Below are 22,123 nucleotides of genomic sequence, written 5' to 3' on the forward strand. Positions count from 1 at the left end.
GAGGCGCGCCCTACCTTGGCGGCATTCCCGGTTCGGTCCCCGCTTCCGGAGCTGTCCCATGTCCACCGTCAGTCGTGGCGAGTTCCTGGGCCTGGGCGCCGCCTTCGCGGCCGCCCTCGGCACCGGGTGCGCGCCCTCCCGCTCCGCGGATTCCCACCCGGGCCGACCGGACCTGGTCGTGCGCAACGGCACGGTCTACACGATGGACGACGCGCAGCCGACGGCCCAGGCGTTCGCCGTCCGCCACGGTCGCTTCCTGGCCGTCGGCAGCACCGACGACATCGACGCGCTGCGCGGGCCGGATACGCAGGTCATCGACGCGGCCGGACTGACCGTGGTCCCGGGGTTCATCGACGCCCATTCCCACCCCTCCGGCGGCGGCCTGTCCGCGCTGAAGAACGTGGACACGAACCTCGGCAGCATCGCGCGCATCCAGGAGGCGCTCCGGGCCCGTGCGCAGCAGACGCCGCGTGGGGAGTGGATCTCCGGCTACATGTACGACGACACCAAGCTGGAGGAGGGACGCGCGCTCACCCGGGCGGACATCGATGCGGCCGTTCCGGATCACCCGGTCCGGGTGGGCCACCGGGGCGGGCACACGTCCGTCTACAACTCCGCCGCGTTCCGGCTGGCCGGGATCAGCGCCGCCACCCCCGATCCTTTCGGCGGGCACTTCTACCGCGAGAACGGCGAGCTGACGGGAAAGGTGGCCGAGCGCGCCAACGCGCTGATCACCCGGCTCATCCCCTCCACGTCGACCCGGGAGGAACGCCAGGCCGGCGTCAAGAAGATCGGGGAGATGATGAACGCCGCGGGCCTCACGTCGGTGCATCAGACCGGCACCAGCATCGACGACTACGTGGCCTACCAGGACGCGCGCGCCGCGGACGAGCTGACATTCCGCGCCTATCTGCTGCCGCGCGGAGAGTCGTATCGGCAGCTGCTGGCATCCGGCCTCCGTACCGGGTTCGGCGACGCGCACGTCCGCATCGGGGCCGTCAAGTTCGCGGCGGACGGCTCCGCCTCCGAGCGCACGATGCGCATGAGCACGCCCTACGTGGGCCGACCCGACGACTTCGGCATCCTCACCATGACCCAGGAGGAGATCCACGAGGCCGTCGAGGAGGCGCACCGGGCCGGGTGGCAGGTGGGCATCCACGCCAACGGCGACGTCACCATCGACTACGTGTTGAACGCGTACGAGCGGGTCCAGGAGTTGTGGCCCCGGACCGATGTGCGTCACCGCATCGAGCACTGCACCCTGGTCACCCCCGACCTGGTGCGGCGGATCGCGGAGGGCGGCTACATCCCCACGCCGTTCTACACCTATGTGCACTACCACGGCGAGAAGTGGGACGAATACGGCGACGAGCGGATGCGGTCGATGTTCGCCCACCGCTCCTTCCTCGACGCCGGCATCCGGGTCCCGGGCGCGTCCGACTACACCCCCGGTCCCTTCGAACCGCTGATGGCCCTGCAGTCGCTGGTCACGCGCAAGGACTTCCGGGGCAAGGTGTGGGGCGAGAACCAGCGCGTGTCCGTGGACGAGGCCCTGCGGATCTGTACGCTCAACGGTGCCTACGCGTCCTTCGAGGAGCACGAGAAAGGCTCCATCACGGCGGGCAAGCTCGCCGACTTCGTTCTCCTGGGCGACGATCCCCACACGGTCGACCCCGATCGGCTCAAGGAGATCACGGTGGCCCGGACGGTCGTGGGCGGCCGCACGGTCTACGAAGGCTGAGCGCGATGGACCTGCCCCTGGACGACGTACGCGCGGTCATCGCCAGCGCCAAGGCCCGCGAGACCGGCGGATTCCTGGCGCTCGTCCGTAGCCGCCATCCCGACGTGTCGGACGCGGGGCTGCAGGACCTCGCCGACCGGACGCTGGCGCTGATCGAGGAGGTCCCCCTCCTGATGGAGCGCGCCGTGGCGGGCGCCCGCGGGCGCGACCTGGAGTCTGTGGTGGAGCCCGTGGTGGCGCACGCCGCGCGGTATTTCACGGCGCCCATCGATGCGATCCCGGAGATGACCCAGGGACTCGCGGGGCTCATCGACGACGCCTACTTCGTGCTGCGGGTGCTGTCCCTCCTGGAAGCCGGTCCGGGCACCGTCCTGGGCATCGATCTGTCCGGGCGGATCGCGTTCCTGCGCGACCTCCTGGGCCCGCGCCTGGCCGAACAGCTGGACCGCACCACCGGGCAGGCCCTGGAGGCGGTGACGGAGAGCGTCTCCCAGGTCTGGAACGCGCTGGCGCGACAGGCGTAGGCTTCAAGGTCCGGCGCAGGCGCGCGGGACTCCCCTCCCTCCACCGGGATCCGATCATGCGACCCACACGCGGCTTCCTTCTCGCCGGCGCCCTGGCCCTTCTCCCGGGAAGCACCCTGGCCGGCCAGTCCCCTCGGGAGATCGTCGAGCGCGCCCTCGCGCAGCAGGATGCGCGCACCGCGAACGTCGAGAACTACACCCTGGTGCAGGAGTTCAACGGCCAGGAGATGCTGCAGTACCACGAAGCGCGCGAGGTCGGCGGCCACCGCATGTTCGTGGTGACGCGGACCCTGGTGGGCGGCCGCTCCGTGGGCGGCGCCCAGGACGAAGGGGCCGATCCGTTCTACATGTACGAGCGTTGGATCCAGAACGCCGAGGTGGCGGGCAGCGAGCGCGTGGACGGTCACGACACCTGGATCCTGCGGACGGACAACCTGGAGGCGATGGCCGGCCCGAGCATGTCGGACGCGGACCTGCGCGAGGGCGAGGTGCGGCTCTACATCGACAAGGACGACTACGTCGTGCGGCGGATGGTCTTCGAAGGCACCGCGGACGTGGAGGGTCAGGCCCGTGACATGTCCATGACGGCGAACCTGCTGGACTACCGGAACGTGGACGGCGTGCTCCACCCGTTCCGCATGGAGGCCACCGTCAGCGGGGCCATGAGCGGCGCCGAGAGCGCGGAGATGAAAGAGGCGCTGGCGGAGATGGAGAAGCGCCTGGCCGAGCTGCCCGAGAACGTGCGCAAGCAGGTGGAGGGGCAGATGCGGGCACAGATGGAGGCGATGGGTGGCATGGCCTCCGGTGAGGGGATGAAGATGACCGTCACCACCAAGGAGGTGAGGGTCAACCAGGGGCCTCCGGGGGACTGAGGCGCGAACCGCCCCGCCGTCACGGCGCCGGGCGGAAACACCGCAACGCCGCAGCGGGCGCCGCCGGCGCCACCCGACCCCGGCGGGTCGTGATGGCGATCACGCCGTTCCCCGCCCGCGGTCCGTAGCGGGCCGAGGCGGCCGCGCCCTGCACGACGTCGATGCGCTCGATATCGGCGGGATTCAGATCCGCCAGCCGCGACAGCACGTCCCGCTCGGCCTCGGTGGCGCCGGTGATCCCGTCGTCCGGCGCGATCCGCACGGTGGAGAGCACCACGCCGTCCATCACCACCAGCGGCTCCGTGCGACCGAGGAGGGAGCGCACACCCCGCAGGTCGATGCGCACGCTGCCGCCCGGTGCTCCCGACGTGGAGCGCGCGCCCGCGACGCGGCCTTGAAGCGCCTCGGTGAGCGTTCCGGGCGCACGGGTCATGTCCCCGCCCGGTAGCTCGGTCTGCGCCCAGGCCGCCGCCCCCCTTCCCTCCAGCGCCAGCCCGACCACCGTGAGCCCCTCGAGCTCGATCACGTGCTCGCCGAGCGGCAGGACCGCCGTGTCCGTCGAGGGCCGCACGGTCACGTCGTAGGGGTCGAACCCGACCGGCGTGATCCGCAGTGCGACGTCCATGTCCGCGGGCAACACCACGGCGAAGCGCCCGTCCGGCCGGGCGCAGACGTCCACGCCCGCCTCGGGTGCGGAGATGGCCGCGCCCGCGAACGGCACCCCCACCTGGAGCGGCCGCACCTGCCCCCGGGCGCGCACGGTCTGGGCGGCGAGAGCGGCCGGCAACAGCCCGCACGCGACCACGAGCGCGCTGACGATCCGCATGTGCATCGTTGCCTCCATGGACGAGGAGGGAGGGGCCGATGAGGCCCCTCCCTCCGTCAACCTACGGCCCGGCACACCGGGCCTTGCAGCGCCTCCGCCTACTGCGCGAAGAACGTCCCGCACTCCGGCTGACCCGAGATGTCCCGGGCCAGGCACTCGTTCTGCGGATACGGGAAGCCCGGATACACCCCGTGGTTGGGACGCGCGCGCGGAAGCTCATCCAGACGGTCGTACTGGCGCATGTCCAGGTACGCGAATCCGCCCTCCCACAGGAGCGAGAGCAGCTTGTTGTAGAGGATCTCGTCCAGCGGATCCCCGCTGAAGGACGCCAGCGGCGCCAGACCCCCCGACTCCTCGCGCACGGCATTCACGTCCGCCAGTGCCGCGCCGTCGTTGCCCAGGGCCGCGTTGGCCTCGGCCCGGATGAGCAGCAGCTCGTCGTTGGTGATCCACGGGAAGGCTGCCGTCAGGCTCTGATAGACGTCCATGTCCTCGGTGACGGTGATCTCGTACAGCGTGAAGGCCGGGATCACCTTGGTCTTGTCGAGCACACGCTGGTCGAGGTCCCCGCTCGGCTGCTGTTGGGCGTTCGCGCGCACGCGCGGATGCGCGAAGTGCGACACCGTGGAGAAGAAGCCGTTGGGGGCATCCCCGGAGATGGTGCTGTGGTTGAAGTACACCCCCTCGTCCATGTCGCCGCTCGCATCGATGAACGACTGGCCGAGGGTGGTCAGCACGTCGTTCCACTGACCCTGGTACTTGAGCGCCCGCGCCTTGAGCGCGCGGTTGACCTGCGCGAACGAACCCGGATCGGCGTAGCCGTCGAACCCGGACGGAAGCTGGAACGGAAAGCTGCTCCCACCGCTCTGCAGGTCGCTCAGGGCCTCGTCGTAAAGGCTGTTGATGTACTGGTGCACCTCCGCCGCGCTGGAGATGGGCGTGAGCTCGGCGTTCGGATCGGGGTTCGGATCCAACGGGATGCCCATCCCGATCGGGCGCGCGATGATCATCTGCCAGTAGGCGTCCGCCTTCAGCGTCTTCACGAAGCCACGGATCGCGTTCTTCTCCGTGTCCGTGAGGACCGAGGCGTTCTCCACCGCCGTGAGCACCGTGTTGATCCCGGCGATCTGCGTGTATTGACCGCCGAAGAACAGCCCGCCGTTGATCGGATCGATCGGATCGATCAACGCGTCCGTCGTCGTGCGCGGCTCCTCGGGCCGGAGGTCGTAGCCTTCGCGGCCCCATACGCCCAGCCGCCCGACCATGCCCTCCTTCAGGCCGCGCTGGGCGGCCACGAGGCCCTGGACGGCCGCGGCCAGCGTGCCGCGGGTCGGCGTGCCCGTGAGATCCTCCCGGGCGGGATTGTTGAAGTTCGGAACGGTGAGCTCTTCCGTGCAGCCCGTGCTCCAGGCCACGGCGAGGAGGACCGCACCGACGCCCAGATGTCTATGGATGGCGTTCATGGCTGTCTCCTCAGAACGTGAGATCCACCGACAGCCAGAAGCTGCGGCTCGGTGGATACGGGGCCACGTCGACGTTCCGGCCGATGGCCTGGGCGCCGAAGTTGGACACCTCGGGATCGAGGCCCGTGTAGTCGGTGAACCGCAGCAGGTTGCGACCGGAGAGGCTGATGCGCATCCCCTCGATCCCGTCCCACAGGCGCGCCGCGGCGTCACTCGGCACTTCGTACGTGAGCGTCAGCTCACGCAGCTTCACGAACGACGCGTCCTCCACCCAGATGGTGGACGTGCGGCCCGGATAGAGCCGCAGGCGCTGCTCGCCCAGCGTCTCGTTGTCGACGCAGGCCTCCACGCAGGGATCGTTGAAGTCGCCCGACGTGCGGCTCAGATCGAACAGCCATGCGGTGAGATTGATGACGTCGCCGCCGTGCTGCCAATCCCACAGTGAGTAGATGTTGAAGTCGCCGAAGCTGAACTCGTTGGAGAAGCCCATCCGGAAGTCCGGGTTGGCGTCGCCGATGCCGGTCACGATGCGGGTCCCCGCGGCGGTCCCGGGGTCGCACGGCCCACCGACCACGCAGCGGGGGTCGTTGGCCACCACCGTGTCGCGGCCGACGATCTGGGTGGGCGACCTGCCCTCCTCGATCTGGAAGCCACCGAGCGCGGTTCCGAAGCCACCGGCCGCGAACGGCGGCACCGGCAGCTCCACCACCTCGGAGCGGTCGAGCGAGAACGTGGTGGTGGACGTCCACTGGAAGCCGGACGTCTGCACCGGCACCACGCGCAGGGACGACTCGATGCCGCGGGTCTCCAGCACACCCCCGTTGAAGATGGAGGTCGCGTACCCGGTCGACGGCGGCAGCGCGCGCCGGAGCAGCAGCTCCGTGATGCGCCGCTCGTAGGCGGTGACCTCGAGCTGCGCCGTCCGGTTCAGGAGCGTGGCGTCGAAGCCCACCTCCACCTCGCGCTGGCGCTCGGGGTGCAGATCCTCCGCCACCGTGGTGGTGGAGATGTTCAGCGTCTGCAGGCCGGCGATGTTGCCCGTGTTCAGGACCGAGAACTTGTCGCCGTACCGAGGCTGGTTCCCGGTCTGGCCCCAGGCGCCGCGCACCTTGAGCTCGTCCACCATTCCCGGCGCGAGATCCACGAAGCGGTACGCGGCCGCGAACTTCGGATACAGGAAGAACTCGCCGGGGTCGGCGTTGTTGGAGCTCTTGTCGGCGCGCAGGCCGGCCACGAGGGTCAGCCGCTCATCGAGCAGCAGGAGCTCCTCCTGGGCGAAGAAGCCCAGGTCGCGCGTGCGCGAACGCGTCTGGAAGACGCCCGGGTTCGTGCCCTGATCGATGTTGGACTGCCCGACGATCAGGTCCTCGTTGAGGATACGGGCAACGTCCAGGTCCACGTCCTCGTACTGGATCCCGAGGGACGTGGTCGCCGACAGGCCCTCCCCGAAGCCGTACCGGTGCACCAGGTTGCCGGTGACATTCAGGTTCCGGTTGCTCGAGTTCCCGAGGAACGTGGTCCCGGCCTTCCCGTCGTCCAGCTCGTATTGGAGATCGGGCGGGGAGAAGATGTTGTTCTTCAGGCTGAAGAAGTCCACACCGCCGGTCGCGACCAGCTGGAGGGATTGGTTGTCCCCGCTCCACAGGTCCGCCGTGAAGTCGGTGGACGCGATCATGCGCCACACCTCTTCGTCGTTCAAGGCGCGGCCCGCCGTCTCCAGCGGGTTGGAGTTCGCGAACGGGTTGTCCGGATACTCGCCGTCCGCACCCGGGCGGATGTCCACGAACGTGGGCGTCTGCGGGAACGTCATCCAGTAGCTGATGGACCGGTTGTCGTTGTTCGTGAAGCCCCGGCCCGTCTTGGAGCGGATCAGGTTGGTGTTCAGCCCCAGGGTGGCCCAGGAGCCCAGGTTCTGATCCAGGTTGAGCCGCAGCGACTGCTTGTCGTAGTAGGTCCCGGTGATGATGCCGCCGTCGTGCTTGAGCAACGCGGAGGCGAAGTAGCGGGTGTTGCCGCTGCCGCCGCTCACACTGGCGGCGGTCTCGTAGGACAAGGGATTGTTGCCGGCCAGCTCCTCCTCGTGGTCGTAGACCTGCCCGGGGACGAAGAAGTCCGCGGCGCGGGGCCCGAAGGCCTCCACGGCCTCGTCCACGTTGTCGAAGACGCGCAGCCCCAGCTTGTTGGCCAGATCGAAGGTCCCGACCCGCTGCGTGAAGCTGTAGCGCGGCGCACCCTCGCGGCCCTGCTTGGTCGTGATCACGATCACGCCGTTCGAGGCCTTGGACCCGTAGATCGCGGCCGCGGAGCCACCCTTCAGGATCTCGATGCTCTCGATGTCGTTGGGGTTCAGGTCCGCGATGCGGTTGGGAGCGTTGTCCTGGTTGCTGGCGAAGCCGCTGTTGAATGCCCCTCCGCTGGCCCGGGTGATGACGTTGGTACCCGATGCGATGGAGGCATCCGAGACGATCACGCCGTCGATCACATAGAGCGGCGTGGCGGCTCCGATGATCGACGTCACCCCGCGCAGGTTGATCTGCATCCCGCCGCCGGGCGCGCCCGAGTTGGCCTGGATGTCGGCGCCCGCGACCTTACCGGCGAGCTGCTGCTCGACGGAGGCGGCGGGGACCTGCGTGAGCTCCTCTGCGCTCACGCTCGCAACGGCGTTGGCGAGGTTGCGGCGGGCCACGCTGGTGACCTGGCCGGTGACCACCAGCTCGTCCAGCCGCAGGGCGTCCTGCCCCAGCTGGATCACCACCGTGGACTGGTTCTCGCCGACCTCCACGGTGGCCGTCTGCCAGCCCAGGAGGCTGGCCTGCAGCCGGACCGGACCGGAGGGAACGTTCAGGACGAAGCGACCCTCCCGGTCGGTGAACGTGCCGACACGGTTGTTCCCGACCAGTTGGACGGCGACGTCCTGGAGGGGTTGGGCTCCCGATTCGGCGACGACCTGCCCTCGGACCTCACGCTGCTGCGCGTGGAGGGGGAGGGGGACGATCAGCGCCAAGAGGAGTCCCAGGCGGATGGGGACTCTCGACATGTGACCTCCGAAGTAGGGGTGCGGGACGGGAAGAGAGCACGCCCGCGGGGGGTTGTCCGGGCAACTTGGGATGCCCGCACGCGCCTTTCAACCCGGGAGCCCGGCGCCCTCCGGTGGACCGGCCGGACATGCGCGTCGGTTCAGGACACCCGGTGCGGGTCAGCGCGTGCGCAGGGACGACTGGACCAGGTTGTCCTGGAGGGTCCACACCAACACGAGCCCCGACTCGAGCTGGACCGAGGGACTGCGGTAGACGGCATCACTGCCCACCGGATCGGCGAGCAGGGCGATGGTCTCCCCCGGGGGCGCGATCTCCGGTGGGATGCGGAAGGTGCGGTCGGACAGGGCGGGTGCCAGGCCCAGGCGGTGGCGCGCCCCTCCACGCTCGACGGACACCGTGATATCCGCCCAGCCCCGGTTCGTGACCTGGAGGGTGGCCGGCTCGGGCCCGGCTCCGGCCCAGCGCGGACGCACACACCCCTCCAGGGCCGGCAGCACCAGGGCCAGTGCGACCGCCGCGTGTCGGAAGGAAGGTGCCCAGCATTCCCGGCGCATGCTCCAAGCTACCAGCGCCAGGCGCGCGCGCGCCAACACGTGGAAACGCGCGGGTCCGGGCCGGACGGCGCGAGGCCGTCCCCAGCCCCCGACGCCCCGTGGCGGCGGTTGCACGCGTCACGTCCCCCGGCCCATTCTGGCTGCGGCCGGCCCCGCCGGCGCTTCCCCCGGTAGGAGCCCGTGATGTCCACCTTCCCCCCTGGTTCTCCCTACGGTCCGCTCGGGTCCCACGAGGAGCTCGAGGAATTCGAGCGACTCAAACGTCAACTCCCCGACACGGCGCGCTCCATCCTGCACGAGCCGGGCTTCGAGCACACGACCGTCGTGGTGCCGTCCATCAGCGTGAACCAGGAGGAGCTGCGCAAGATCAAGGGCGCTTCCTTCTACGAGGAGCGCCTCCTGTTCACGCTGATCCGACTCGCCAATCCGGCGGCGCGTCTGGTCTACGTCACCAGCCAGCCGATCCACCCGGACATCCTCGAGTACTATCTGCAACATCTGCCGGGCGTGCCCATGCGGCACGCGCTGCGCCGACTGCTCGTCCTCCGGCTCTACGACGCGTCTCCCCGCCCGCTCACGGAGAAGGTCCTCGAGCGCCCGCGCGTGATCCGGCGCATCCGGGACTGGATCGGCCCCCCCGAGCGCGCGTATCTGAGCGTCTTCAACTCCACGGCCCTCGAACGCCGACTGGCGGTCGAGCTCGGCATCCCGCTCAATGCGGTCGACCCGGCCCTGCTCTGGCTCGGCACCAAGTCGGGGTCGCGCCGGGTCTTCGAGGAGGCCGGCGTCGACCTGCCCGCGGGGCGGTCCGGGGTCCAGAGCGAGGACGAGGTGATCCACGCGTTGAGCCGGCTCGCGTCGGACCGGCCCGGGCTGCGTCAGGCCATCGTCAAGCTCAACGACAGCTTCGCGGGAGAAGGCAACGCCATCTTCCGCTTTCCCGACCCGCTGCCCGAGGCCCCGCTGGAGCGCTCGGCCGCCCTGCGGACGGAGCTGCACGCGATGGCGCTCGCCGGTCAGGGAGAGACCCACCGCGAGTTCCTGCGGAAGCTGGGCGAGATGGGTGGGGTGGTGGAGGAGCGCATCGAGGGGACGGAGTTCCATTCCCCGAGCGTCCAGCTCCGCATCCACCCCGACGGCGAGCTGGCCCTGGTCTCCACCCACGACCAGGTGCTGGGGGGCGAGTCGGCGCAGGCCTACGTGGGATGCCGCTTTCCCGCCGCGGACGGGTACCGGGACCTCATCCAGGACGCGGGGCTGCGGATCGGCGAGGTCCTGGCCAGAAAGGGGGTCCTGGGCCGGTTCGGGATCGACTTCGTGCTGTCCCGCGATCCCGGAACCCCGTGGCGGGCCCACGCCATCGAGATCAACCTGCGGATGGGCGGAACCACGCCTCCGTTCATGGCGCTGGAGTTCCTCACCGGCGGCCGGCTGGACCGGGGCACCGGGTTGTACCACACGTTGAACGGAACGCCCAAGTACTACACGGCCACGGACAACCTGCGCTCTCCGGCCTACCGCGGCCTCCTGCCGGAAGACCTCATGGAGCTGCTGGTCTCGCACGGGCTGCACTTCAAGCACAGCACGGGAACCGGTGTGCTGTTCTACATGATCGGGGCCCTGTCCCAGTACGGGAAGCTGGGGCTGACCTCCATCGGGAACAGTCGCGCCGAGGCGGACGAGATGTATCGCACCACGGTGGCCATCCTCGACCGCGAAACGGGCGCCGATTCCAGCGATCTGGACGTCCCCACCTCGCTGTTCACCGTCACGGCCTCCACCCGGATGGAGTAAGCGCCGGCGCCGGCGGGACTTCACCGGACAGGCCGTCCTGTGCAGATTGTCGGGCTCGCTTGTTGCAACGCCTGCACCCGTGGCACCAGGGCGGCCGTGGTGCCGTCCGTCCCCTTGAACGCGCCCCGACCCGATGAGCCACCGACAGAAGATCCCCTACCTGCCGGACGCCCTCGAGGGCCTCGCCGAGCTGGCCACGAACCTCTGGTGGTCCTGGCACCTGGAGGCGCGGGCGCTGTTCGCCTCGATCGATCCCATCTTGTGGCGGCAGTGGTGGCACAACCCCATCGCCCTCTTGCGGAAGGCCGACCCGGCCCGGCTGGCCGAGTGTGCCAGCGATCCGCAGTTCCTGCAGCGGTACCACGCCGTCCAGGAGCGGATGCGGCAGGAGCTCACCGGGGACGACACGTGGTTCCACGAGCGCCACCCCGACCTCGGACGCGGGCGGCCGATCGCGTACTTCTGCGCCGAGTTCGCGCTGCACAACTCCGTGCCCATCTACTCGGGCGGTCTCGGCGTGCTCGCTGGTGACCATTGCAAGGCCATCTCCGACCTGGGCGTCCCCTTCGTGGGCGTCGGGCTGCTGTACGCCAAGGGATACTTCGACCAGAAGCTGACGGCGGACGGATGGCAGGTGGACGGGGACGAGCCGTTCGACACCGACCTGATGCCGTTGACGGCGCTGCGGGCGGAGGACGGCAGCCGGGTCCTCGCCACGCTCCCCACGGGAGATCGGGACATCCACATCGGGGCGTGGGAGATCCGGGTGGGTCGCACACGGGTCATCCTGCTCGATACGGACCTGGAGGAGAACCACCGCGACGACCGGGCGCTGACGAGCAAGCTGTACGGCGGCGGACGCGAGCTGCGCCTCAAGCAGGAGTGGATCCTGGGCGTGGGGGGCGTGCGTGTCCTGCGCGCGCTGGGCGTTCGCCCGGGCGCGTGGCACGCGAACGAGGGCCACGCCGCGTTCATGCTGATCGAGCGGCTGCGCGAGTACCTCGAGCGCGGCATGGGCGCCCATGACGCCGTCGCGCGCGTGCGCGCCCACAGCGTCTTCACGACGCACACGCCGGTTCCCGCCGGCCATGACACCTTCCAGCGCGAACAGATCGAGTCCTGCATCCCGGCGGCCTACTGGGAGGGGATGGGGATGGACACCGAGGGCTTCCTGTCCCTGGGACGCCATCCCGAGATCGACCACCAGACCTTCCACATGACCGCAGCCGCCATCCGGCTCTGTCAGGGAGTCAACGGGGTGTCCGAGCGGCACGGTCTGGAGACCCGCCGCATCTGGCAGTCGCTGTGGCCGGGCGTGCAGCCGGAGGCCGTGCCCATCGGGCACGTCACCAACGGCGTGCACATGCCGACGTGGATGAGCGCCGAGATCCGCCTGCTCCTGGATCGCCACCTGGGGCACGAGTGGCGCGCTCCCGGCGCGGCCCCGGAGCTGTGGGACCGCGTCCTGGAGATCCCGGACCGTGAGCTCTGGCACACGCACGTCGGGCTGAAGAAGCAACTGTTCCGGTTCATCCGCGAGCAGTCGCGGCGCCGCTGGACCGAGCACTGGGACGAGCCCGCCCACCTGGCGGCCTCCGGGACCCTCCTGGATCCGGACGCGCTGACGCTCGGCTTCGCGCGCCGCTTCGCGACCTACAAGCGGGCCGACCTGCTGCTCCGGAGCGAGGGTCGTCTGCTGCGGCTCCTGACCAACGCGCGGCGTCCCGTGCAGATCGTCTTCGCGGGCAAGGCCCATCCCGCGGACGACGCCGGCAAGCAGGTCCTGCAACGGATCTACCAGCTGGCGCGCGACCCCAAGGTGGAGGGACGGGTCGCGTTCCTGGAGGACTACGAGCTGCACCTGGCCCACCGGCTCTACGAAGGGGTGGACGTGTGGTTGAACCTGCCCCGGGTGCCGTTGGAGGCCTGCGGCACCAGTGGCATGAAGGCGGCGCTGAACGGAGTCCCCCAGCTCGCGACACTCGATGGCTGGTGGGCGGAGGGCTTCACCGGGAAGAACGGATGGGCCATCCCGCTCCCGGGGGAGCGCTCGGACGTGGACGAGGCGGACTGGGATCACCTCTTCACGCTGCTCGAGGACGAGGTGCTCCCCCTCTATCACGAGCGCGACGCGGACGGCGTGCCCCACGGCTGGGCCGAACGGATGAAGCACGCGATCCGGGAAGCCGGGCGCAACTTCACGGCCGGCGGCATGATCGAGCGCTATGTCGCGCAGTACTACGTCGGCGCCTGTCGCGGGGACGCGGGGACGGACCTTCCCCCCCACGGCTGATGCCGGGGCCGGGACAGTCGGGTCAGGCGAGCAGGCGCCAGACCTGCGCCACCAGGAAGCAGACCACGAAGCCCAGGGCGAGCGGCAGCACCGTGGCCAGCGCCGTCCAGCGCTTGCTGCCCGTCTCCTTGTAGATGGTGTAGATCGTGGTCGAGCAGGGGTTGTGCAGCAGGCTGAACAGCATGAGGCACACGGCCGTCAGCAGCGTCCAGCCCCCTGCCTGCAGCACGGAGCCCATGGCGTCCGCGGAGTCCAGCTCGAACATCACGCCCGCCCCCGATCCCACGCCGGCCATGCCCGTGGTCAGCACGGTGAGCATCAGGACGGTCGGGATGACGATCTCGTTGGCGGGGATGGCCACCACGTAGGCCAGCAGGATCACGCCGTTCAGGCCCAGCAGCACACCGAGCGGGTTCATCCATCCGATCAGGTGCTCCGCGACGCTGGTGCCGCCCACCGTGATGTTGGACGTGAGCCAGATCACGGCCCCCGCGGGAAGCGCGAAGACCACGGCGCGCCAGAGCACGATCAACGTGCGATCGATGAGCGAGGTGTACAGCGTCTGCAGGATGCGCGGGGGACGATACGGGGGCAGCTCGAGGCTGAACGCGGTGGCTTCCCCACGTAGCACCGTGCGGGAGAGACCCCACGACGTGAGGAGCATCACACCGATCCCCAGCAGCGCGATCCCGACGACCGCGGCGGCCGAGACGATGCCTGCGAGGGCGGGCGGCGCCAGGGCGCCGATGAACAGCGTCGCGATGAGGATCTGCGTGGGCCAACGGCCGTTGCACAAGGAGAAGTTGTTGGTGAGGATGGCGATGAGGCGCTCGCGTGGGCTGTCGATGATGCGCGTGGCCACCACACCGGCCGCGTTGCAGCCGAAGCCCATGCTCATGGTGAGCGCCTGCTTCCCGTGCGCCCCCACGCGACGGAAGAGGCCGTCCAGGTTGAACGCGACGCGCGGGAGATACCCGAAGTCCTCCAGCAGCGTGAACAGCGGAAAGAAGATGGCCATGGGCGGAAGCATCACGCTCACCACCCAGGCCGTCGACAGGTAGAGTCCGTCGAACAGGAAGCCGTTCAGCCACCAGGGCAGCCCGACGCCGGCGCCCAGGCCCTTCAGCCAGGGATGCACGGTGTCGATCAGCAGCTCTGCGAGCATCGCGGACGGGACATTGGCCCCCGCGATGGTCAGCCAGAACACGACGGCCAGCATCGCCAGCATGGTGGGAAAGCCGAGCCAGCGGCTCGTGAGCAGCCGGTCGAGCGTCCGATCCAGGTCGAAGCGCGCCTTCTGCAGGCCGCGGGTCTGGGCCCGCTCGGCGATCTCCTGCGCGGCGCCGTAGGTGCGCTCCATCAGCGCGTCGTGGAAGTCGTGGGGCAGGTCCCAGCGGAGCGCGCGCGCCCGCTCCAGCACGGCATCGCGCAACGCCGGCGCCGGCGCGTCTTCCGCGCCCGGTGCCCCTTCGATGAGGTGGCCCAGCTCGCCGGAGGCCACCGCCGCCTCGACGGCTTCATCGGCATTGAGGAGGCGCAGCGCCACCCAGCGCGCGTTGGGGAGCGCCGGATAGGCGTCTTCGATGACGGTGACGAGCGCGGAGATCGCCTCCTCCACGGCCGGCTGGTGCCGGGCGATGCGATACGGCGCCGTGACGCGCTCCCCGTTGGCCACGGCGACCGCCGTACGGACCAGCTCATCGATCCCGCGGTTCTCCCGGGCGACGGCGGTGACGACGGGCACGCCGAGCGCCTCGGAGAGGCGGTCGGGATCGATCGCGATCCCGTGGCGCCGGGCCTCGTCCATCAGGTTGAGGCACACCACCACCCGATCGGTAATCTCCAGGATCTGGAGCACCAGGTTCAGGTTGCGCTCGAGCCGCGTGGCGTCGACGACCACCACGGTGACGTCGGGCCGACCGAACAGGATGAAGTCGCGCGCGACCTCTTCGTCCACGCTGCCGGCCTGGAGCGAGTAGGTGCCGGGCAGATCGACGATCTTGACGCGCCGATCCTCGTGCAGGAAGGCGCCCTCCGCCCGCACCACGGTCTTGCCGGGCCAGTTGCCCGTATGCTGGCGCAATCCGGTCAGGGCGTTGAAGACGGTGGTCTTGCCGGTGTTGGGGTTGCCCGCCAGCGCCACCAGGATGTCCCAGCGGTCGGGCTTGAGGCCCAGACGCACCAGGCTCTGTTCGCGGTGCTCGTGGCAGCCGGCGCGGGGCTCGGGAACGAGGGTGGCCATGGCGTCACGCGCTCCGGACGGACGGGGTCGCGGCGGGCTCCACCTCCACCCAGCGCGCCTGATCCCGGCGGAGCGCGATCAGGGCCCCGCGGATCCGGTAGGCGACCGGATCGCCTCCGCTGCTGACGAGCTCCGGCACCACGAGCGTGCCGGCCACCACGCCCAGGTCGAGCAGTCGGCGCCGTTGGGGCCCCTGGCAGGCGGGGGAGATCCCGGCCACCCGCGCCACCTCGCCGCGCGGCACGTCGGCGAGCGAGCGGCGCGAGCGGGGGATGCCCTCCCCCTCCACCAGCGGGCGGACCGTCACATGGCCGGCGACCGAGCGCGGGATCACGCGCTCGCCGAACTCCCCGACCACGCGAACGCCGTGGGTGCCGCGCTCCTGCACCTCCATCCGGGCCCCGGGCACCAGACCCAGCTCGGTGAGCTGCCGGAAGACCTCCGGCGGCTCGTCCTCCACGTGGGTCACCGCCACGGCGCTGCCGGGCTCGACGCTGTTGAGCGTCGTGGCCCGGTACGGAGGCAGCGACCCGTCCGGTCGGGGGATCGGATCCCCGTGCGGGTCGTACAGCGGGTGCCCCAAGCGGGCGGACAGCGCGTCCACCTCGCCGCCCGTCAGCGTATGCTCCGCTTCCTCCGCAACCGTGTGCCAGTCCTCCGGACGCACACCGGTCCGGTCCGCCAGGTAGCGCTCCCAGAGCCGGTGCGTGCGCAGGATGCGCAGCGCGTACTCGCGTCCCGCCTCGGTGAGGCTCGGCCCCGCGGGATCCAGGCTCACCAGTCCGCCCTCCGAGAGCCGTTGGAGCGTCGAGGACGCGAGGAGGCGCGTGATCCCGAGGGCGCCCGCCAGCGTGTCGGCGGACGAGGCGACGCCGCGTCGTTCCGCGGACAGCAGCTGCTTGAGGGCGTCCTCCATGCGAACCCGCTCGCTGGAGCGCAGCGAGCGACGGACGCGCGCCACGACCCCCCTCCCCGGCCACAGCAGCAATGCGACCAGGAGGGCGACGGCGAAGAACCAGAGCAGCGCGTGCTCGGGGGTGGGAAGCTGGGGGATCGGGTCCTGCATGCCAGGTCGTATGTCCTTCCGCGCCCCAGCCGCGGAACGGGGACGCACGATGCGCAGCGGGGTGGCGCGGCACCCGCGGGCGGCTGGGAACGCAATGTTTAGGCTAAGCTAAAACGACGTACCCCGGGGTTGGAGCGGAGGTTCCCGCGGGACCCACCGCCGACTCAGGGCGGCGCGGTCTGCACCAGCACCGCGGTGAAGGCCACCACCACGCCCAGTCCCAGCGTGAGCTCGACGAACATGACGCGCCGGGCATCGACCGCGGCCATCCCCCCGGCCGCGAGGCGGTGGGTCGCTCGCGTCCAGTTCCACCACCCGAGCGCGGCGACCCCCGCCACCAGAGCGAGCTTGAGGAGGAGGCGCACGCCATACGCCGAACCGGTCAGGGCCCAGAGCCCAGGCACATGGAGCCAGGAGGCGTAGAGGCCGGTGGCGACCAGGAGGGCCACGGCGCCGCGGGCCCACGGAGAGAAGACCCGGACCCGGTGGGCGAGCGCGCCATCCGATCCGGGAGCCTTCGGGGCGTCGAGGGCCAGCACGGCGGCCAGCCCGCCCATCCACACGCCCGCCGCCCCGACGTGCAGCGCGTCGGCCAGCACGGCCAGGGTCCGGGCGCCTTCGGTGGCCACCGCGTGGCCGGTCAGACCGGGGAGGAAACAGAGCCCGAGCGTGGCCAGCGTGGCGGTCCCCCACCCCACCCCGCGCCCCGCCGCCGCGACCGCGAAGCCCGCGGCGGCCAGGAGCGCGGCGAGCCCGCCCCCCGACCAGGTCCGCCCCCAGGCCGTGGAGAGCAGCAGGGCCGCCTCGGCCCCGAGCGGCGCGAAGGGATCGCGGAAGGCGCTCAGCTGCGCCGCGAAGAGGACGGCCAGCCCCACCCCCACGGCGGCGCTGCCGAAGAGGCCCAGGCGCGCGGCGGCGCGCCCCGCGGGGGACGCCGAGGGGGCCTCACCCGGGATCAGCCGGAGCCGTCCGAAGACGGCCCCGACCGTCAGGAGGATCCCGAAGAAGACGAGCGCGCGGCCGGCCGCCGTGCCCATCCCGCGCGCTCCTGACGCTCAGCGCGCCGGCGCGACCGTGAAGTCGAACTGGTCGCGCACCACGTGGCCGTCGGGTGACATGGTGCGCCACGCCACCGTATAGGTGCCCGCCGCCAGCGACGCCGGGACCTTGGCCACCTGCACCTTGGCGTCCGAGGCGTCGGGCGCCACGTCGCCGAGCGCCACCGCCGCCCCCGCCGCGTCCAGCACGCGGATGGACGTCGCCTTGTCCTGCGGCACCTGGTTGAACCACAGGCGCACCTCCGCCACGGCCTGGACCCGCTCGTCCGCCGCGGGCGCCGACTTCACCAGGGCCAGATGCCGCACGTCCGCGGCGCGCGCCGCGCCCAGGCTCCCCAGGAGCGTCACCGCCACCGCGATTCCCGTACTCCATCGTCCGAGCTTCATCGTCGTCCTCCTGTTCAAGGCGTAGCTGTCCTACACCGGCGCGGCGACCACCGCACCGGGTCCCGACCTGCGGTCCTGCCTCAACGTGACTGCATGCGCACCTGGGCCCGCAGGCTGCGGGGTGTGCCCGGCGTCACGAACCCCGACGAGCGCAGCTCCACGTAGCGCACGTCCGCCACGTTCGCGACCTCGACGTCCAGCACCACGCCCGGTCGCCACTCCCACGACGTGCCCACGTCCAGCACGGAGTAGGGCTTCGTCTCCACGCCCGCTTCGCCCACCGGGGTGTGCGGTCCGACCACCCTCCAGGTCACCTGGAGCGGAAGCCCCTCCACGATCGGCAGCTCGGCGCGCGTCGCCACCAGGTAGCGCGATACGCCCGGCACGCGGTCGTCCCCTGCGGTCGCGATGGTGGCCCCACCCTGATCGAAGACCCCGTGCGGGTGATCCTCGTGCGGATCCACGTACGTGCCGTGCAAGCGCGCGTGGTTCCAGGTGGCACCGACCTGGAGCAGCGCAGCCTCCCAGGGCCGAATGCCCACCCGGCCTTCGATCCCCTGCCGCGTGCTCCCGCCGGTCTCCGTGATCTGCAGCGTCACGGGGTCCTGGAGTCGTTCGTTGGAGACGTCCACCCGGAACACCGAGAGATCTGCGTCCACGCGGGGGCTCCGGTATTCGGCTCCCACCTCGTGCGACCACGCCAGGTAGGGCTTGCGGTCCGGGTCGCCGATGATGCCCACGGGGCTGCGGAAGCCGCGGCTGCTGCCGGCCTTGAGCGTGAGGCCGGGCCGCCATGCGACCCGCACGCCCATCTTCGGGCTGAACACCGTGCGGGCGGAACGCTCCCACACGGGATCCGGATCGAGCCGTGGCAGGCTGCTGTGGGCGAGGTGATCCACGCGGGCGCCGAGGTCGAGCCCCACGCGCTCGCTCAACAGGACGCGCCAACGGGCATAGGCCGCGGCGGTCCGGTACGTGGCGTCCAGGTCCAGCTCCGTGAGCGTCGTCACGCGCTCCACCGTCGCGGCGTGCTGGTAGGAGACGGCGTCCGCGCGTCCCGAGACCCCGAGGACGAGATCGCCGCCGGTGCCGGTCCACCCCACCTCCACCTGACCGCCCCCGCCGAGGCGCTCGTCGAACTCGCCGGACTGCAGCAACGCCCCCACGCCCCCGGCGTTCGTGTGTCCGGGGATGTGCAGGAAGAGCTCGTAGTCGGAGGCCTGTGCCCAGGCGGTGGCCTGCAGCACCCGCGTGCCGCCCAGCGGCCGCGAGTACCGGCCGTGGACGATGGCGCGCCGGGAACGACCGCCGTCCGTCGGGTCGACCGCCCCGCGCACGTCCTCGGCGTTGAAGGCCGGCACCGATACGAAGCCGGGGGAGCTCCACGACGTGCCGTAGAGCGATAGACCCCCCTCCAGCCGGCCGGGACCGAGCCGCCGCCAACCCCGCACGATCCCGTTGCCCAGGCGATAGTCGGCGTTGCTGCGCCAGCCTTCCTCGCGCTGGAGGCCGGCGCCGACGAGGACGCCACCGTCGTCCCCGCGCCGGCCGAGGATCAGCGAGCCTTCCGCGTCCCCGAAGCTGGTCGTGCCCAGCGCCGCCTCGACCCCGTCCGCGTCGGCGCGCGTGAAGACCTCCACCACGCCGGCCAACGCGAAGTCACCGTACAGGGGGCTCGCTCCTCCGTGGATGAGCCGCATGGAGCTCACCGACTCCGGCAGGAGCAGGTTCCAATCGGCGAAGCCCTCCACGTGACCGTGCGCAGGCAAGTTGATGGGCACGCCGTCGATGACCAGGAGGACGTCGGAGGAGTGGTCGGACGTGAAGCCGCGCAGCACGATGTTGGACGCGAAGCCGGGACCCTGTCCCTGGTCGTGCACGTCCACGCCCGTGATCTGCCGCAGCATCTGATAGGGATTCCGGGCCTGGCTGCTGCGCAGCAGCTCCGGCGCCACGAGGGTGGCGGCCACGGGCGGCGGCGCCGAGCGCTCGCGCTCGACCGTCACCTGCAAAGGCTCCATCAGGTACACGGTCGTATCCGCCCGGGCGCTGTCGGGCTCCTGCGCGGACCCCGCGGCCGGGCTCGCCAGCGCGGCCGTCAGGACGAACGGCAGGGCGCGCCTCATCGGCCCACTCCCCCGCGTGCCACCCACGGATCGGAGAAGCGGGGGTCCGATACGAAGTCGGGGTCGGTGAGGGCCCGCAGGTAGGCCTTCAGGCCCGCGCGCTCCTGGTCCGTGAGCGTGAAGCCGTTGACGAAGCCGCTCTTGTGGGGGTTTGCGCTCCCCACCCCCGCCCAGGGACCGGCCGCGATGGTGCGCCCGCCCGCCGCGTAGTGGTCGATCACCTCGTCCAGCGTGGCGATGCTACCGTCGTGCATGTAGGGCGCCGTCAGCTCGATGTTGCGCAGCGAAGGCGCCTTGAAGCGGCCCATGTCCTCCAGCCGACCGGTGAACGTGTACAGGCCGGTGTTGGGCTCCGGGTACGCGCCGTTGCCATCCAGGTTGTAGAGGCCGGTGTTGTGGAACTCGATCTCCGGCGAGCTCTTCCCTTCGAAGTCGGACGTGCCGGTGAAGAACAGCCCTCCGTGGCAGTGGAAGCATTCCAGCCGCTCGCTGAAGAACAGCGCCTGCCCCAACTGCGCCTCGGCGGAGAGCGCACCCGGCTCGCCCCGGCGCGCCCGATCCACCGGGGCGTTGCCGGAGATGAGCGTGCGCTGGAACGCGGCCAGGGCGCGCGTGATGCTCGCGAGGCTCCAGGGATCCGCCTCCGCGGAGAACGCGACCGGGAACAGCCGCTGGTAGAGCGTGTCCGCCCGCAGTCGGTCGAGCAGCTCCGCCTCGCGGCCGCTCATGCCCAGCTCCACCGGGTCCTCCCCGAACATCGGGATCAGCGCCTGCTGGGCCAGATCCTCGAGCAACGGATTGGCCCACGTCAGCACGGGCTGGTAGCCCACGTTGGCCAGGGACATCGAGTTGCGCGGGTGGCTCTGACCGGTGGAGCCGACCGCGACCGGTCGGGGATCGGAGAAGGCCAGCGCCTGGTCGTGGCACGACGCGCAACTCTGCGTCTGGTTGCCGGATAGACGCGTGTCGTAGAACAGATGCCGTCCGAGCTCCACCTTCTCGGCGGTCATGGGGTTGTCCGCGGGCACGCGCGGCGCCGGGAACCCGGCGGGCAATCCCCATTCGAAGCTCCCGCCCACCCCCGGATCCGTGAAGAGCGGCCCGAGGGTCTCGTCGCCGCCGCAGGCCCCGAACGCGGCGGAGCCGAGGGCCGCGGCCAGCGCCGCGACCCTCCACCCCTTCGTCGCGGATGGGATGCTAACGGACACGGAACAGACGCTGCGTCTGCGCCGCCGTCCCCTCGTAGGCGAAGCCCAGGGCCGGCATGACCTCGTGGCACTCGGGGTCGTTCGGGAAGGACATGCAGCCCTTCGCGGCGGTGTTGGCCGTCAGATCACTGTCCGACAGGATGGCGCCCAGGTCCGCCACGATCTCGTCCGTGGTCCAGTCGAAGCCGTTGAACGTGACCGTCATCCGGTGCTCGTTGGCACAGGAGGTGGCCGGCGTCACCGGCGAGCCCGTGGGCGTGCACCCGGTGCTCCCCAGGTGCACGAACCACCCGTCCGGCTGCGCCGCCGACGTGTGGTCCATCCGCGCGAACTTGTAGCCGCCGTTCCACGACCAGAACAACGCCGTCAGATCCAGCGGCGCCTGCGCCGTGGTCTGATCCACGTGGTTCATGGAGAAGGGCACGCCCAGCGTGAAGCGCACGCCGGTGTACGTGCCCGCGGGCACCTCGCCGCGGATGGTGGTGTTGGTGGCGGCCGTGCCGTTGACGCACGGGCCCGAGCCGTTCTCGAAGTCCAGGAGCGCCAGGTTCTCCCGCTGCCACAGCCCGTCCTGCTCCAGGCTCAGCGCGACCTCGGCCCCGTTGGAATCGATCAGGGACACGCCGGAGATGTAGAGCCGGAAATCCGTGGGGGTGATCGTCGTGCCCGAGGCACCGACGTTGGCGAAGCTCGCGCCACAGGTGAACGGCTGCCCGTTCACCTCGGCGCCGAACTGCAAGGTCACATCGATGGGCCCGGAGGGCGCGGAGGGTTCGTCGTCACAGGCCGCGAAGGCCGCGAACGGCACCAGGAGCGCGGCGGAGGCGCGGCGCAGGATACGTCGGTTCGTCATCGGGTCTCATTCCACCTGAAGCGGATGGGCCGCGCCACCACCGTTGGTGACGAGGGACAGCCGGACAGAGAGCCGGTG

The 22,123-nt window shown here is 70.7% G+C and carries 16 protein-coding genes; 5 read left to right on the forward strand and 11 right to left on the reverse strand.

Features of this window, described 5'->3' with window-relative positions; translation table 11 throughout:
- Nucleotides 1–58 precede the first annotated feature (58 nt).
- The 3 genes from R3E98_10135 to R3E98_10145 are packed head-to-tail and all read left to right on the forward strand — an operon-like array spanning nt 59 to nt 3,137.
- Nucleotides 59–1,741, forward strand: a complete 1,683-nt coding sequence (locus R3E98_10135; protein MEZ4423760.1) for an amidohydrolase — start codon at nt 59–61, stop codon at nt 1,739–1,741.
- A 5-nt stretch (nt 1,742–1,746) separates the two neighbouring features.
- Complete coding sequence (locus R3E98_10140) at nt 1,747–2,265, forward strand: hypothetical protein (GenBank protein MEZ4423761.1); 519 nt, start codon at nt 1,747–1,749, stop codon at nt 2,263–2,265.
- A 56-nt stretch (nt 2,266–2,321) separates the two neighbouring features.
- On the forward strand, nt 2,322–3,137 hold the full coding sequence (locus R3E98_10145; protein ID MEZ4423762.1) for a hypothetical protein: 816 nt from the start codon (nt 2,322–2,324) through the stop codon (nt 3,135–3,137).
- 19 nt (nt 3,138–3,156) lie between these two features.
- Here the strand turns inward: R3E98_10145 and R3E98_10150 are convergent, their stop codons facing one another.
- The 4 genes from R3E98_10150 to R3E98_10165 form a co-directional block, all read right to left on the reverse strand.
- Nucleotides 3,157–3,969 (reverse strand): TonB-dependent receptor plug domain-containing protein, encoded by an 813-nt coding sequence (locus R3E98_10150; protein MEZ4423763.1) that lies wholly within the window; start codon nt 3,967–3,969, stop codon nt 3,157–3,159.
- Between the two features lie 92 nt (nt 3,970–4,061).
- Nucleotides 4,062–5,426 carry a RagB/SusD family nutrient uptake outer membrane protein gene (locus R3E98_10155; GenBank protein ID MEZ4423764.1) on the reverse strand — a complete coding sequence of 455 codons (1,365 nt, stop codon included), beginning with the start codon at nt 5,424–5,426 and terminating at the stop codon, nt 4,062–4,064.
- A gap of 10 nt (nt 5,427–5,436) precedes the next feature.
- Nucleotides 5,437–8,463, reverse strand: coding sequence for a SusC/RagA family TonB-linked outer membrane protein (locus R3E98_10160; GenBank protein ID MEZ4423765.1), 3,027 nt, complete (start codon nt 8,461–8,463; stop codon nt 5,437–5,439).
- Between the two features lie 159 nt (nt 8,464–8,622).
- Nucleotides 8,623–9,018, reverse strand: coding sequence for a hypothetical protein (locus R3E98_10165; protein ID MEZ4423766.1), 396 nt, complete (start codon nt 9,016–9,018; stop codon nt 8,623–8,625).
- A 183-nt stretch (nt 9,019–9,201) separates the two neighbouring features.
- Between R3E98_10165 and R3E98_10170 the strand changes: the two genes are divergently transcribed.
- Together R3E98_10170 and glgP are read left to right on the forward strand one after the other, a co-directional pair.
- Complete coding sequence (locus R3E98_10170) at nt 9,202–10,812, forward strand: peptide ligase PGM1-related protein (protein MEZ4423767.1); 1,611 nt, start codon at nt 9,202–9,204, stop codon at nt 10,810–10,812.
- 133 nt (nt 10,813–10,945) lie between these two features.
- Nucleotides 10,946–13,105, forward strand: coding sequence for an alpha-glucan family phosphorylase (glgP, locus tag R3E98_10175; protein MEZ4423768.1), 2,160 nt, complete (start codon nt 10,946–10,948; stop codon nt 13,103–13,105).
- Nucleotides 13,106–13,127: 22 nt separating this feature from the next.
- Here glgP and feoB read toward each other — a convergent pair whose 3' ends face one another.
- The 7 genes from feoB to R3E98_10210 form a co-directional block, all read right to left on the reverse strand.
- Nucleotides 13,128–15,347 (reverse strand): ferrous iron transport protein B, encoded by a 2,220-nt coding sequence (feoB, locus tag R3E98_10180; protein ID MEZ4423769.1) that lies wholly within the window; start codon nt 15,345–15,347, stop codon nt 13,128–13,130.
- A gap of 4 nt (nt 15,348–15,351) precedes the next feature.
- On the reverse strand, nt 15,352–16,413 hold the full coding sequence (locus R3E98_10185; protein ID MEZ4423770.1) for an iron dependent repressor, metal binding and dimerization domain protein: 1,062 nt from the start codon (nt 16,411–16,413) through the stop codon (nt 15,352–15,354).
- A gap of 164 nt (nt 16,414–16,577) precedes the next feature.
- Nucleotides 16,578–17,450, reverse strand: coding sequence for a CopD family protein (locus R3E98_10190; GenBank protein ID MEZ4423771.1), 873 nt, complete (start codon nt 17,448–17,450; stop codon nt 16,578–16,580).
- 18 nt (nt 17,451–17,468) lie between these two features.
- Nucleotides 17,469–17,858 carry a copper resistance protein CopC gene (locus tag R3E98_10195; protein ID MEZ4423772.1) on the reverse strand — a complete coding sequence of 130 codons (390 nt, stop codon included), beginning with the start codon at nt 17,856–17,858 and terminating at the stop codon, nt 17,469–17,471.
- Between the two features lie 80 nt (nt 17,859–17,938).
- On the reverse strand, nt 17,939–19,984 hold the full coding sequence (locus tag R3E98_10200) for a TonB-dependent receptor (GenBank protein MEZ4423773.1): 2,046 nt from the start codon (nt 19,982–19,984) through the stop codon (nt 17,939–17,941).
- Nucleotides 19,981–21,192 carry a di-heme enzyme gene (locus tag R3E98_10205; protein MEZ4423774.1) on the reverse strand — a complete coding sequence of 404 codons (1,212 nt, stop codon included), beginning with the start codon at nt 21,190–21,192 and terminating at the stop codon, nt 19,981–19,983. Before R3E98_10205 ends, R3E98_10200 begins: the two co-directional genes overlap by 4 nt.
- The gene (locus R3E98_10210; protein ID MEZ4423775.1) at nt 21,182–22,045 is read right to left on the reverse strand and encodes a metallo-mystery pair system four-Cys motif protein; all 864 of its coding nucleotides are present in this window, start codon (nt 22,043–22,045) and stop codon (nt 21,182–21,184) included. Before R3E98_10210 ends, R3E98_10205 begins: the two co-directional genes overlap by 11 nt.
- Nucleotides 22,046–22,123 lie beyond the last annotated feature (78 nt).

It is taken from the genome of Gemmatimonadota bacterium (genome assembly GCA_041390125.1).
Lineage (GTDB): Bacteria > Gemmatimonadota > Gemmatimonadetes > Longimicrobiales > Gaopeijiaceae > JAGQIF01.